We start from the raw sequence: 14,164 nt of genomic DNA, 5'->3' as shown, positions 1-14,164 counted from the left end.
TACCGGGCGGGGGTAGTACGCCTCAGCGTGCCGGAGTTGCCGGATCGGCCCTTCAAAGCGAACCCCGCCTGCCCTCGGGAGGACAGGCGGGGCTGCTCTGAGGTAGCCGTTACCCGAGGGGCAACGTGTGGGGGTTCATCAGTAGCCCGGGTTCTGCGTCAGGTTCGGGTTGGCGTCGATCTGCACCTGCGGGATGGGGCCGAGGACGCGGTACGGCTGGCTCTCCGGCTTGAACTCCCAGGCCCGGGTGAACTGATCGAAGCGGATCAGGTCCTGGCGGCGGGTGGCCTCCCAGAAGAGCTCGCGGCCGCGCTCGTCGAGCACGTGCTGGAGGGCTTCGGCCTGGTTGCTGGCCGTCAGCGGCTCGTCCGGCTCGAAGACGCGTTCACGGATCAGGTTGATGAGGGCCATGCCGCCCTGGACGTCGCCCTGGCGGATGAGCGCCTCGGCCTTGATCAGGTACATCTCGGCCAGGCGGAAGAAGGCGTAGTTGTTGCCGTTGTCGCCGCCGACCCGGCTCGGGTCGATCTCCCACTTGAGGACGCGCACCCCCGAGGTCTCATTGACGTTGATCGGGGTCCCCGTGACCGGGGTTCCGTCGGGTCGGCGGAAGTCCGGCGTGAATTCGAGGGGGTTGCCGACGCGGTCGGTGAGCGGGTCGCCCGAGGAGAAGCATTCCTGCCCGACACAGCCCTCATTGGGGCCGGAGCGTTGCAGGCCGACGAGGAACATCAGCTTGCGCCGGTCATCGTCGTCGAACGAGTTGAAGCGCTCGGCCAGCGTCGAGAACCCGTTCCAGGGCGTCTCCGGGATCTGGTTGTAGTGGAGCGTGCGCATGATGAAGGTCAGGCCGAGGCCCGGCCTGGCCAGGTGGCCGACCATGAAGATGATCTCCGGCGAGGTGTGGTTGTCGACGCGGAAGTTGTCGAAGTAGTCGCCGGCGAGGCTGTAGACGCCCGAGTTGATGACCCGGTCGGCGGCGTCGATGGCGTCTTGCCAGCGGGCCTGGCCGCGCTGGATGCCGTCGGTCGTCACTTCGCCGGTGAACTCCCGGGCGTTCAGGTAGATCTTGGCCAGCAGGGCGTCGGCGGCGCCGCGGGTGGCACGCCCCAGGTTGGCCGTGTCCCATGTTTCCGGCAGGGCGTCGCGGATGGCATTCAGTTCGCTTTCGACGAACTGAAAGACCTCGGCACGGGTGTTTCGGGACGGTGGGTTGTCCGGGTCCACGGCGGCCGCTTCGACGATCGGCACGCCGCCGAAGAGGTCCATGAGCTGGTAGTAGTAGAAGGCCCGGAGGAAGCGCAACTCGGCGCTGACGGCATCCTTCGTCTCCTGCGAGACGTCGGCAGCCGCCAGGTTTTCCAGCACCACATTGGCGCGGGCGATGCCCGTATAGGCGTCCACCCAGGCGCCGTTCCAGTCCACCGTCAGGGCGTCCCAGTTATGCTGGTGGAGCTGGCGCCAGTGGCCACCGTCGTCCCAGTCCGTGCCGCGGGTGGGGATGATGGCCTCGTCCGAGGTCACCTCGCTGATGTTGTGGTAGTTCCACATCATGGCACGCAGCTGGGCGTAGACGGGCGCCAGCGCGGCCACGATTTCGGCTTCGGTGCGGAAGAACTGGTCCGGGGTGATCACCCCGAAGGTTTCTTCGTCCAGATCCGTACAACCCTGGAGGGAGACAGCCAGCGGGGTCAGGAGCACCACCGCCAGGAGCATTGCCGCCCAGGTTCTGGGGGTATGTAAGGCTTTCATGGGAAAAGTCGGTCTGGGGTTAAACGTGAAGTCTCGCGAAGGCAGGGGCACGCTATCGGTAAAGTACCTCAGGCGTGCCGGGTGACCATCAGAAGCCCAGGCTGATGCCCGCCGTGAAGGTGCGCGGGCGTGGGTAGTTGGTGTAGTCGATCCCCAGGCTCAGGATCGGGATGTTGCCCACGCTGGAGGAGGCCTCCGTGTTCACCTCGGGATCGAAGCCGTCGTAGGGCGTGATCACAAAGAGGTTGTTGGCCGACACGTAGATGCGGGCCCGGCGGATCGTGCCCACGAGTGCGTTGAGCGAGGTCACGTTCCGGAAGGTATAGCCCAGCGTGATGTTCTCCATGCGCAGGAACGAGGCATCCTGGATCCAGCGCGAGCTGTACTGCGGCGCCTCGGCCAGCGGTGTCGGATCCTCAAGGGCCTGGCGGAGGAAGTTGACGTTGGTGTTGAGCAGGTTTTTCGAGGAGTATTCGAGCGCCGTGTTGTTGAACACGTCACGGCCCTGCTCACCCCGGATAAAGAAGCTGAAGTCCCAGTTCTTGTACGTCAGGTTGGTCGTCAGGCCGTAGGTGAAGTCCGGCTGGGCGCTCCCGATGATGAGCCACTCGGCCTGACCGATGTCCGAGCAGGGCGCCGACTGGGTCTGCGCTCCGCGGCAGAGCTGGATGCCTGTCTGCGGGTCGAAGCCGATGAACTCGGGCCCGAAGAACGTGCCGAACGGTTCACCGGGCGTCAGGATCTGGGTGTTCAGCTGGGACAGACCGGCCCCGCTGGCGCGGCCCGTGAAGATCTGGGTCCGGCCACCCAGGTTCTCGATCTCGTTCTTGTTCCGGTTGAACGTGGCACCGAACTCGAGGAAGAGGTCGCCCCGGTCGAGCACGACGGCGTTCAGGGCCACGTCCACACCGGTGTTCTTCATCTCGCCGGCGTTGGCCAGGCGCGTCGGCACGGCGGCCGGCTGCGGCACCTCGAACTCGAGCAACAGGTCGTCGGTGTTCTTCACGTAGTACTCGACCGAGCCGTAGACGCGGCTGTCCCACAGGTCGAAGTCGAGCCCGACGTTGAACTGCGTCGTCTCTTCCCATTTCAGGTCCGGGTTGGGGAAGTTGGTCGGGGCCACGCCCGAGACCTCCTGTTCACCCAGGACGGCGTTGCCGGCCGAGCCGAAGATGGGCAGCGAGCGCAGGTTCCCGATCTCCTGGCTGCCGGTCACCCCCCAGCCGACGCGCAGCTTCAGGTCGCTGATGGCCTCTACGCCCTGGAGGAAGCTTTCGTCCGAGAGGCGCCAGCCGAGCGTGAAGGCCGGAAAGAAGCCCCACTTTTCGTCCGCCCCGAAGCGCGAAGAACCGTCCCGCCGGAGCGAGGCCGAGAGGATGTACCGGCCTCTGTAGTCGTAGTTGAGCCGGCCGAAGAACGAGATCAGACGGTTCTTCTGCTTGAAGGAGGAGATACTAAACGTTTCGGAGTTACCGGCCGCAAGGTTGTTGAACTCGAAGAGGTCCGTCACGAAGCCCTGCGCCATCGCCTGGAACCCCTCTTGCAGGAACTCCTGGAAGGAGTAGCCGCCGACGAGGCTGACGTTGTGGGCGTCGCCGAAGAGGCGGGCATACGTCCCGTAGAGCTCGATCAGTTGCGAGCTCTGCTCCCGGTTCGACTGCTGGGCCTCACCGTTGACGGCCTGCTTCAGCGGGTTGGCACCGGGGATGAAATAGCGCCGGCTGGCCTGCTGGCGGTCCAGCCCCAGGTTGACGGTCCCGGTGAGGCCCTCGGTGATGAAGGTGAAGTCGTAGTCGGCCTTGAAGCTGCCGAGGAGGCGGGTCGTCTTGACGATGTCGTCCACCTGTTCGGCCATGGCGACCGGGTTCCGGACCGAGGTCTGGCCGGGGATCTCGAAGAACGTCCCGTCAGCCCTTCGTACGGGCAGCGTCGGGTTGTACTTCATCACGTTGGTCAGCAGGCCGCCTTCGAAGCCGCCCGTCTGGTTGAAGGGGGCGCGGTTGTCGTTGAAGAACGACCCCGTCAGCCGGGTGTCGATCCGGAGGCGGTCGTCGAAGGCCGAGTGGTTGACGTTGATGCGGCCCGAGACGCGTTCCAGGCCGGAGTCGATGATGATGCCCTCCTGCTTCAGGTAGCTGACCGAGGCGCGGTACTGCGTGGCCGAGGTGCCACCCCCGAAGGCCAGGTTGTGCTGGTGCGAGACGGCATCGCGCGTGACGGCCTCCTGCCAGTCGGTGTCGGCGTTGCCCAGGTTGTCCTCCGGAAGGCCATAGAAACGAACCGCCGCCCAGTATTCCTCGGCCGTGAGCAGGTCCAGCTTGCGGGCAAAGTTGGAGGTGGAGACGTAGCCGTCGTAGTCCACCTGCACCTGCCCGGCGCGGCCCTTTTTGGTGGTGATCAGGATGACGCCGTTGGCGCCGCGGCTGCCGTAGATGGCCGCGGCCGAGGCGTCCTTGAGCACGTCGATGGACTCGATGTCGTTCGGGTTGAGGAAGACGAGGGGGTTCTTGCGCCCGGAGGACGGGGTGTTGCCGCCTTCGTTGAGCAGGCCCGGGGTGCCGCCGGCGTTGTCGATCGGCACGCCGTCGATCACGTAGAGCGGCTCGTTCGAGGCGCTGATGGAGGTGCCGCCGCGGATGCGGACGGTCGTCGGGGCACCCGGCTCCCCACCGTTCTGGATGATGTTGACGCCGGCCACACGGCCCTGGATGAGCTGTTCGGGCGCGCTGACGAGCCCCACGTTGGCCTCGTCGGCATTGACGCGTTCGGCCGACCCCGTCACGTTGGCCCGGCGCTGCGTACCGTACCCGACGACGACCACCTCGTCGAGCAACACCTCATCGACGGCCAGCGCCACGTCGATCACATCCTGTGTACCGACGGGCACTTCCTGCGTCAGGTAACCGACGAAGGAGAAGACGAGCACGTCGCCCTGGTTGGCTTGAATGCGGTACTGGCCGTTGATGTCGGTCGTCGTACCGGTCATCGTACCCTTGATGGCGATGTTGACGCCCGGCAGGGGCAGACCGCTGTCGGCGTCCGTCACCGTACCCGTGATGGTCCGCTGGGCGAAGGCCAGGCTCACGCAGCAGAGCATCAGGGTACTCAGGAGCAGTATTTTTTTGACCATGTCGTTGGAGCGTTAGGTTGGCGGGATGAAACAGGGAAAGCCGGCGCAGGGCACCCGGCCTTCCGGGTAGGATAAAGGGAGGGAGGCAGAAAATGCCAGGTGATTTTGGGGGTGAGGATAGCGGGTTTTGGTGTTGCTAAAGCGCTTACACACTTTGCAAAACCAGAAGCCAGTGGAGAATATGGCGTCGTAAAAAATAACGTAATCCCTTCTCCAAAGTCAACAACAGTCTTAAAGAAAATGTAATCGATTACTATTTGCAAGGGAATAAATCGTCTCCTTGCGGGCAGCCGGGCGGTTGCCCCCACCGCCCGGCGTAAATAATGGATCTTTTCCGGCAGCGGATGCCGGGCAGGATGGTCGCCGCGGGCCGGCGGAGGGACGTGTCGGGGGCAGGGTGGCTCACGGGTTCAGGGGAGCCGGGCCACAGGAGGCCCGGAGGACAAGCTCCGGCTGGCACACCACAACGGTGGGCGGGCGGCTCGGTTCGGCGATGCGTTGCAGCAGCAGTTCGGCGGCCTGCCGGCCGATCTCGTAGCCGGGCTGCCGGACGGTCGTCAGGGGCGGGTTCAGGGAAGCCGCCCAGAGCATGTCGTCGAAGCCGATGATGGAGAGTTGTTCGGGTACCCGGATCCCCCGGCTGTGGATGGCCTCCAGGGCCCCGAGCGTCATCAGGTTGTTGCCGACGAAGAGGGCCGTGGGAGGAACGGGTTCGTCCAGCAGATGGCCCGCTTCCAGGCGCCCGCTTTCGTACCGGGAGTCTCCCCGGCGAATCAGGTGGGGAAGGACCGGCACGTTGTGTTTAGAAAGCGCTTCCAGATAGCCTTCAAGACGCTCCTGGCTGGTCGAGAGGGCCGGCAGACCGGTGATGATGGCAATGCGACGGTGTCCGAGCCGGATCAACAACTCGACGGCTTCGAACGCGCCCCGGTGGTTGTCCACGACCACCGTGTCGAGCGTCAGCGCGGGCAGGTGCCGGTCCAGGCAGACGATCGGCAGCCGCTGCTCCTGGGCCAGCCAGGCCAACCGGCCGTGTTCACCCGGGATCGGCGGCAGGATGATGCCATCCACCGATTCGGCATACAGGGTGTTGAGATAAAAGGTTTGCTTGTCGATGTCCTCGTCCGAGCTGCACAGGATGACGGCATACTCGTGGTTGTAGGCATAATCCTCAACGCCGCGCGCTACGTCGGAAAAGAAGGGGTTCTGCAGGTCGGGGATCATCAGGCCGAGGATGTGCGAGCGACCCCGCTGAACCCGGAGCCGGCGCGCCACCCGGCTGGGATGATAGCCGAGACGACGAATGACTTCTTCGACGCGCCGGCGTGTGGCCACGTTCACTTTGCCGGAGTCGTTCAGGACCCGCGAGACGGTGGCCGAGGAGACCCCGGCCTCCCGCGCTACGTCTTGAAGGGTGGGCATCGTCTTGGTTTGAAAAGAACGAGAGGGGCCGGAAACGTTTCGGAGGGCGGGTACGGGGCGAATCTAAAAAAACACCGGTGAACCATGCAAACAGGCTGCGTTACGCAGCGTGCATGCGGCTTCGCGAGGAAAGGGCGAAGCACTTGCCGGATGGTGGCCCGGGCCGTGTCGATTGTGCGGGGCCGGCACGCTTGCTCCTGCAATTCGCAATCTTATTCCTCCCATCCCTGCCTGTCGAGCTTCTGTTCCTCGGGGACGGGGCGGAAGGGGCGGGCCGGGAGGCCGGCATAGATCATCTCGGCCTCCGCGTCGCGTGTGAGGACGGCGCCGGCGGCCACGACGGCGTCCGGCCCCACTTCCTTGCCCGGCAGGATGACGGCACCCACGCCGAGGCGCCCGCCGCGTCGCACCGTGATCCCCTTGAAATGCTTGAACCGTTCCTCGGTGCGCCCGATGAAGTTGTCATTGCTCGTGAGAACCCCCGGCGCCAGGAAGGCACGGTCCTCGATGACCGAGTAGGCCGTCAGGTAGACGTTCGTCTCCAGCTTGCAGTAGCGCCCGATGGTGCACTGGTTTTCGACGGCCACACCGCGCCCGATGATGGTGAAGTCGCCGACGCGAACGTCTTCGCGGAGCGTGGCCAGGTCGGCCACGAGGACGTGCTCGCCCAGGGTGCAGCCGGCGTAGAGCACCACACCCGCGCCGATGAGGCACCGGTTGCCGATCCGGGCCGGCGGTTTCCGGCGGTCCCGGGTGACGGCGCTGTTGGCCGCCCGCATGGGCTGTTTGCCGAGGGTGGCATGGTCGTCGATGCGGACGTGGTCGCCGATGGTGGTGCCGTCGTGAATGACGACGTGGTGCCCGATCTGGCACCCTGCGCCGATGGTGACGCCTTCGCCGATGACGCAGAAGTGGCCGACCGTGGTGCCTTCACCCAGAACGGCGCTGCCGGCGATGTAGGAGGTGGACATAGGCGGTCAGGTGGGATAACCCGGTTGTACGAAACTAAGCGAAGCGCGTGCGCAGCAGGTCCGGCAGCTCGTGCCAGCAGGTGAGTATGTGGTGTGGCTCCGGGCCTTCTTCTTCGTCGGTGTGGACGCCGGTAAAAAGCACGGCGCAGGCGCCTGCCTGCCGGGCTCCGGCCACGTCGGTACGACGCAGGTCGCCGATGTGCAGCAGGGCTCCGGGGGAGACGTTCAATTGCCGGGCCGCCTGGTGGAAGGCGCGAACGTCGGGTTTGGAAAAACTGGTTTCGTCGGAGAAGACGAAGGCGTCGAAGTAGCGGAGCAACCCGTGCCGGTCCAGCAGGCGGCGGAGGACCCGTCCCGGCGAGAACATGGTGTCCGAGATCAGGGCCAGGCGGTAGCGTTCGGCCAGGCGGTCGAGTGTTTCGGCCGCTCCTTCGACGAGGGCGGGCGGGTGTTCGAGTACGCCTTCCTGAAAGACGCGGACCGTGTCTTCGTGCCGGTCGGGCGGTACCTGGAGGTCGAGCAGGTTCCAGACGTCACGCACCAGCTCTTCCGTGCACGGGGTTCGGTGCTGGTGTTTCCACGCCTGGTCGAAACGACGTACCGCTTCGTTGAAGGCCGCCTCGACGTGAGCCGGCAGGATGCCGGGGCGGCAGGCGTGCACCGTGGCCAGCAGGTGGGTCATCCGTTGCTGCCGGCGTGCCGCTCCGTTCACCCCCGCCTCGACGAGCGTGTTCCAGAAGTCGATGGTCAGGGCACCGGAGAAAGCCATCGGGTAGGAATGAAGAGGTTGGCCGGGGAACAGGCCGGGGACACCCGGGCAGGAAAAAGCCCGCGGTCGACGGGACCGCGGGCTTCGTCCAATACCGGAGCTGGCAGGGGCCTTACCGGGTGCCGATCGTTTCGAGGTAGTGTTCGGCGGTGGCCTTGTAGCTGCCGTAGGCGGCATTACGGAAGGCCTCCTTGGCCCCCTCGTAGTCCTGCAACGCCATCAGGGCTTCCCCTTTGACGAAGTAGATCTTGGCCTTGTCGGAGCGGCTGCCGCGGTGCAGCTCCAGGGCCTTGTCCGCCATCTCGACCGACTCGCGCGCCTGTCCCGTGGCTTTCAAGGCAACGGCCATGTAGTAGTAGTAGTCGGCGTCGGGTTCTACGCCGTGGTCCATCAGTTTTTGCAGGTATCCGCGGGCTTCTTCGGCGTCCGCCGCGCTGATGCGTTCGCCGCCGCGGCTCAGGGCCCGGGAAGCCAGGTAGATGTAGTGATCGCGAATGGCGTCGGCGGCAGCCTGCTTTGCTTTGCCCTCGCCCTTTTCCATGGCGATCTGCAGGGAAGCCATGGCCTCGTCGAGCCGGTCGAGTTTCTTCAGGGCCAGCCCTTTCATGTAATAGGCCTTGTCGTAGTCGGCGTCGTTCTTGATCGACTGGTCAAAGAACGTGACGGCTTCTTCGAACTTTTCGGCCTTGTAGGAGGCCACGCCGCGGGTATAGTCGATCCGGGCCAGGTACTGCGCGGCTTTGGCGGCCACTTCTCGGTCGTTGGCGGCCTGGGCACCCTTACGCGAGGCTTCGAACTGCTGGTAAGCCTTGGTCAGGTCTGCGGCCTTTTTGGAGCTCTGGTAGGTTTTCAAGGCTTCCAGGCCCGCATTGAAGGCCTCCTTGTATTCCTGGGCGTAGGCCGTGATGCCGCTGAACGCGGCCATCAGCAGGGCCAGTGCCAGCAACCGGGAAATGCGGGCAAGCCATCTGGGATGATACGGCTTCATGGTCTCTGTCATGGGCTTGTTGCGTGGGAGGGTTTTCGGTCAAACGGGGCTGCCCGGAGGTCGCCCCTCATGCGCTGACGGCATCGACCGCGTGAGGCTTCTCGAAGCAACCCGCACGGTCAAACGCAAGGCTGCGGGGCCTCTATAACTAATGAGCGCACAAGGCGCACGGTTTCGGTTTTCTGTGTCCAGGTTTCATTTTTTCTGTGAAAAAGGAAGATACGCAAGATTGAATAATGATGAAAGGCAAAAGCGGAGCCCGGCCCGCCTGCCTCAGAAATTGGGCGAGAGCATGTGCTGCCGGTAAAAGGTGTCGATCCGGTCGACGGCCTCGTCCGGGTCGTCCGTGAGGGCGAACAGTTCCAGGTCTTCGGGCGAGACGCGGCCGCTTGCGAGCATGGTGTCCCGGAGCCACGATACCAGCCCCTGCCAGTAGGCTTTGCCCATCAGGATGATGGGGAACGGGGTAGCTTTCCGGGTCTGGATCAGCGTCAGCGCTTCGAACAGCTCGTCCATCGTGCCATAGCCGCCCGGCAGGACGATGAAGCCCTGGGCGTACTTGTGCAGCATCACCTTGCGCACGAAGAAGAAGTCAAAGTTGAGCAGTTTGTCGGGAGCGACGTAGGGGTTGGGATGCTGTTCGTGGGGGATGACGATATTGAGCCCGACGGAGAGGCCGCCGGCTTCGAAAGCGCCTTTGTTGGCGGCCTCCATGATGCCCGGCCCGCCTCCGGTGATGACCCCGAAGCCGCGCTCGACCAGCTTGCGGGCGACGGTCTCCGCCAGGTGATAGTCGGGGTGATCCGCCGGCGTGCGGGCCGATCCATAGATCGATACACAGGGCCCCAGCGCCGAAAGCGTCTCGAAGCCCTTGGTGAACTCACCCACGATGCGAAAAACCCGCCAGAGGTCCTTGATCCGCTGCTCCTGCCAGGCATCGATCTCTTCTTTGGTCATGGAGGCCGGCAGGCGGGCATGGTTACCCGTGTTCAGCTTTTTGTCGGAGAAGGACATGGGTACGTGTGCAGGAGAGGAGGACGACGGGCCGGGCGAGACGCCGGTTCGACGTCTCGCCCGGCCCGGAAAATAACCAGACGCCCCGCTCAGTTGCCGTGTTCCGCCTCGAGTTGCCGGCGGTATTCCTCCGAGGCGTAGATGGCCACCTCGACGCGGCGGTTCTGCTGGCGGCCGGCCTCGGTGTCGTTCGAGGCGATCGGGGCCGTCTCGCCCATGCCGTAGGCGCGGATGCGCTCGGGCGGGACGCCCAGACCGATCAGGTACGTCGCCGCGGCGTTGGCCCGGCGTTCGGAAAGGCGCTGGTTGTACTCCTCCGACCCGATGGCGTCCGTGTGCCCGATGATGCTCACCTCGGTGTTCGGGTACTTGAGCAGGCTCTCGGCCAGGTCCCGCAGGTTGGCCCGGGCCTCGGGACGCAGGGCCGCCGAGTCGAAGTCGAACAGGATGGCTGCGTCGAAGGTGATCTCGATGCCCTCGCCGACGCGCTCTACCCGGGCACCTTCCAGCTCTTTTTCGAGTTCCTCGGCCTGCTTGTCCATCTGCCGCCCGATGATGGCGCCGGCTGCACCGCCTACGGCAGCGCCGATGATGGCGCCCTCGGCCGTCTTGTCCTGTGTCTTGCCGATGACCCCGCCGATGACGGCCCCGGCACCGGCGCCGATGGCCGCGCCCTTGCCCGTGTTGTTCAGGCCGGCGCAGCCGGAAAGGAGAAGGGCGCCGGCCACGATGAGTACGAAGGAAGCGGCGAAAAGGGAAAATGGTAAACTGCGTTTCATGGTCGTTGACGGTTGGTTTTATGATCAGGCCGGCGGCAGGTGCATGCGGTGTCGCCCGGCCATGTCGTCTCTGGCCGGCGATCCGACAAGCTTGATGCCAGAACGTACGGCCGCATGGAGCGGCTCGGATCCGGGTCGCAGAGGAGCACGGGAAAGGCGGGAAAAGCACCTGCCGGGGTGCCCGGGGAGCGCTCCGTTTGAAAAATCGCCGAGATCCCCGGAAATGTATCGGATGGTGGACAATTCGGGTCCATTGCATCCTCCATTCCTGCCGTCTGCTTTCTATCTTTGGCGGCGTCACCGTCGTCTCTTCCGGGTGGCTGGCACGTATCAACCGACCCATCCGTACGATTCATGAAACTGATCATCCCCATGGCCGGGCGCGGGACGCGCGTGCGGCCCCACTCCCACGTCACCCCGAAACCGCTCCTTCCCGTCAAGGGCAAGAGCATGGTCGAGCGCATCGTCGACACGTTCAACCAGGTGCTGCCGCGCGCGCTCGACGCCGGCGTCTTTGTGCTCGGCCCCGACTTCGGCGACGAGGTGCGCGCCCAGCTCGCCGACATCTGCCGGCGACACGACATGGAGGCCCACTTCGCCGTGCAGGAGCAGGCACTCGGCACCGCCCATGCCGTCTATGCCGCCGAGGCACACCTCGACGGCGAAGGCATCGTGGTCTTTGCCGACACGCTTTTCTACATGGAGCCCGTCGAGCACCTGGAGGAGGCCGACGTGGTGGCGTGGGTCAAGTGGGTGGAAGACCCCCGCCGCTTCGGCGTGGCCGTGCGCGAGGGCGACCGCATCAAGGCGCTCGTGGAGAAGCCGAAGGAGCCCATCTCGCACGAGGCCCTCATCGGCATCTATTACGTGAAGGATCTCACGACCCTCCGCGCCGCCATTGCCGAGCTGATCGGCCTCGACATCAAAGGACACGGCGAGTACCAGCTCACCGACGCCCTCGACCGTATGCTCCAGGCCGGACGCGTCTTCAAGACGGCCACCGTCACCGACTGGCTCGACTGCGGCACCATCCCGGCGCTGCTCGAAACGACGAAGGTCATCCTGGACCGCGAGCGGGACGACCTCCGCCAGGGCACCATCGAAAACAGCGTGGTGATCGACCCGGTCTATGTGGGGCCGGGGGCGGTGGTGCGGAACGCGGTCGTCGGGCCGAACGTGTCCATTGAGGCCGGCGCGCACGTGGAGCAAAGCGTCCTCCGCGAGAGCATCGTCTTCGGAGAGGCCCACGTGGAAGGGGCCGTCCTCGCCGACACGCTCGTGGGCCGTCACGCCGTCGTGCGCGACGCGCCCCGCGTGCTCAACATCGGCGACCACTCGGAGGTCGGGCCGCGCGGCTGAGCCGCCTTCCGTCCCCGGTATGCCCGCATCCCGCCATGCATGTGTATCCCGACACGGTGGAAGCGAAGCTCGGCTTCGACGTGCTGCGGGCGCGGCTGGGGGCCTATGTGCGCAGCACCCTCGGCGAGCGGCGGCTGGCGGCGATGCAGCCCTCGGCCGAGCCGGCGTGGGTCCGTGATGAACTGGGACGGGTAGCCGAGCTCCAGCAGGCCCTCCGCTTCGACGACCCCGTGCCGCTCGACCACGTCCTCGATCTGGGCGAGGTGCTGCGGCGGGCAGCCCTCGAAGGGGCGGCGCTCGACCCGGAAGACCTCCTGGCCCTGCGGCAGGTGCTCACCACCGTGCGGCGGCTGAAAGGGTACTTCGACCGGCGCACGGGCAAGTACCCGCACCTGGCCCGTGTGGCGGCGGCGCTCGTGCCGTTGCCCGGCCTGGAGGAGCGCCTGGCCGCCGTGGTGGACGACGAGGGCCGGCTCCGCGACGACGCCTCGCCCGAGCTCCGGCGGGTCCGCCGGGAGCTGGCCCGCCGGCGGGAGCAGCTCCGCGCCTCCGTCCTGAAGGCCCTCCGTGACGCCGTGGCGCAGGGCTACGCCACCGAAGAGCAGCCGACCATCCGCAACGGGCGCATGGTCATCCCCGTCCGCGCCGAGGCCAAGCGCAAGGTGCAGGGCTTCGTGCACGACACGTCGGCCACCGGGCAGACGGTCTACATCGAGCCGGCGGCCACGCTGGATTTGAACAACGAGGTGCGCGAGCTCGAGAGTGAGGAGCGCCGCGAGATCGAGCGTATCCTGCGGGCCGCCGCCGACGCCGTCCGCACCCACCTCGACGCCCTCCACGCGGGGCAGCGGGTCCTGGCGACCTTCGACCTCCTGCAGGCCAAGGCCCGCCTGGCCAACGAGCTCGACGCCGTGGTGCCCACGCTCAACGACGACGGCGTCATCGACATCCGGGGCGGGCGCAATCCCGTGCTCCAGCTCCACTTCGCCCGGCAGCGGGCCGAGGGCGGCCCGGCGCGTGAGGTGGTCCCGCTGGACCTGCGCCTCGGCGGCGATTTCCGCACGCTCATCATCACCGGCCCCAACGCCGGGGGCAAGTCCGTGGCGATGAAGACCGTGGGCCTGTTCGCGCTGATGCTGGCCTGCGGCCTGCCGCTGCCGCTCGACCCGGCCTCGCGCTTCGGCCTCTTCGGCCGGTTGATCGTCGACATCGGGGACGAGCAGTCTATCGAGGAGGACCTCTCCACGTTCACCTCGCACGTAGCCAACCTCAAGTACATGCTCCGCCATGCCGACGACCGCACGCTCATCCTGATCGACGAGGCGGGCACCGGCACCGACCCGGCCGAAGGGGGGGCGCTGGCCCAGGCCGTCCTCGAACGCCTCACGGAGATCGGCGCGCGCACCATCGCCACCACGCACCACGGCACGCTCAAAGCGTTCGCCCACGCCACCGAGGGCGTCGAGAACGGGTCGATGGCGTTCGACCGGGCCACGCTCAGCCCCACCTACCGCTTCCAGCTCGGCGTGCCGGGCTCGTCCTATGCCTTCGAGATCGCCGAGCGCATCGGCCTCGACGCCGACGTGCTGGCGCGGGCGCGGGCCCTGGTGGGCGAGCAGAAAGTGTCGATGGAAGAGCTCATCGCCACGTTCGAGGCGCGCAGCCGGGCGCTGGCCGAGCGGCTGGCCGAGGCCGAGGCGGAGCTGGCCCGGGCACGGGCGGAGAAGGAGCAGTACGAGGCGCTGCGGGAGCGGCTGCGAGCCGAGGCGGACAACATCCGGCGGCAGGCGGCCGTGGAGGCCGAGCGGCTACTGCAGGAGGCCAACGCCCGCATCGAACGCACCATCCGTGAGATCAAGGAGGCCGAGGCCGCCCGCGAAGCCACCCGCGCCGCCCGGGCCGAACTGGAGGGGTTCAGGGAGGAGGTGGAGCGCCGGCGCCAGAAGGTGGAGCGGCGGCAGGCGAAGCGCAGCCGGCGTC

General features: G+C 66.1%; 9 protein-coding genes and 1 pseudogene (1 of these 10 running past the window's edge). 2 read left to right on the top strand and 8 right to left on the bottom strand.

What is annotated here, in order from left to right:
• Positions 1-138: 138 nt before the first annotated feature.
• From GQ464_RS06490 to GQ464_RS06455, 8 genes are all read right to left on the bottom strand, one after another.
• Positions 139-1,752 (bottom strand): RagB/SusD family nutrient uptake outer membrane protein, encoded by a 1,614-nt coding sequence (locus GQ464_RS06490; RefSeq protein ID WP_166980370.1) that lies wholly within the window; start codon positions 1,750-1,752, stop codon positions 139-141.
• Between the two features lie 88 nt (positions 1,753-1,840).
• Positions 1,841-4,882 (bottom strand): SusC/RagA family TonB-linked outer membrane protein, encoded by a 3,042-nt coding sequence (locus GQ464_RS06485; RefSeq protein ID WP_166980372.1) that lies wholly within the window; start codon positions 4,880-4,882, stop codon positions 1,841-1,843.
• A gap of 402 nt (positions 4,883-5,284) precedes the next feature.
• Complete coding sequence (locus GQ464_RS06480; RefSeq protein WP_166980374.1) at positions 5,285-6,304, bottom strand: LacI family DNA-binding transcriptional regulator; 1,020 nt, start codon at positions 6,302-6,304, stop codon at positions 5,285-5,287.
• A 212-nt stretch (positions 6,305-6,516) separates the two neighbouring features.
• Positions 6,517-7,275, bottom strand: a complete 759-nt coding sequence (locus tag GQ464_RS06475) for an acyltransferase (protein ID WP_166980376.1) — start codon at positions 7,273-7,275, stop codon at positions 6,517-6,519.
• A gap of 34 nt (positions 7,276-7,309) precedes the next feature.
• Positions 7,310-8,044 (bottom strand): HAD family hydrolase, encoded by a 735-nt coding sequence (locus GQ464_RS06470; RefSeq protein WP_166980378.1) that lies wholly within the window; start codon positions 8,042-8,044, stop codon positions 7,310-7,312.
• A 112-nt stretch (positions 8,045-8,156) separates the two neighbouring features.
• Positions 8,157-9,044: a tetratricopeptide repeat protein gene (locus tag GQ464_RS06465; protein ID WP_166980380.1), complete on the bottom strand. Its 888-nt coding sequence runs from the start codon at positions 9,042-9,044 to the stop codon at positions 8,157-8,159.
• A gap of 261 nt (positions 9,045-9,305) precedes the next feature.
• Entirely contained in the window at positions 9,306-10,046 is a 741-nt protein-coding gene (locus GQ464_RS06460; protein ID WP_228350678.1) for an LOG family protein, read from the bottom strand.
• Between the two features lie 89 nt (positions 10,047-10,135).
• Positions 10,136-10,825, bottom strand: coding sequence for a YiaD family glycine zipper/OmpA-like lipoprotein (locus GQ464_RS06455; RefSeq protein WP_166980382.1), 690 nt, complete (start codon positions 10,823-10,825; stop codon positions 10,136-10,138).
• Positions 10,826-11,179: 354 nt separating this feature from the next.
• Here GQ464_RS06455 and GQ464_RS06450 point away from each other — a divergent pair, with 354 nt between their 5' ends.
• Both GQ464_RS06450 and GQ464_RS06445 read left to right on the top strand, forming a co-directional pair.
• Positions 11,180-12,184 carry a sugar phosphate nucleotidyltransferase gene (locus tag GQ464_RS06450; protein WP_166980384.1) on the top strand — a complete coding sequence of 335 codons (1,005 nt, stop codon included), beginning with the start codon at positions 11,180-11,182 and terminating at the stop codon, positions 12,182-12,184.
• Positions 12,185-12,219: 35 nt separating this feature from the next.
• Positions 12,220-14,164, top strand: a pseudogene (locus GQ464_RS06445) (endonuclease MutS2) (it continues 491 nt past the right edge of the window).

Origin of the sequence: Rhodocaloribacter litoris, assembly GCF_011682235.2 — a bacterium.
Classification (GTDB): Bacteria; Bacteroidota; Rhodothermia; order Rhodothermales; family ISCAR-4553; genus Rhodocaloribacter; species Rhodocaloribacter litoris.
Note: the sequence above shows the minus strand (reverse complement) of the source record. Positions and strands in the feature narration are given on the sequence as shown.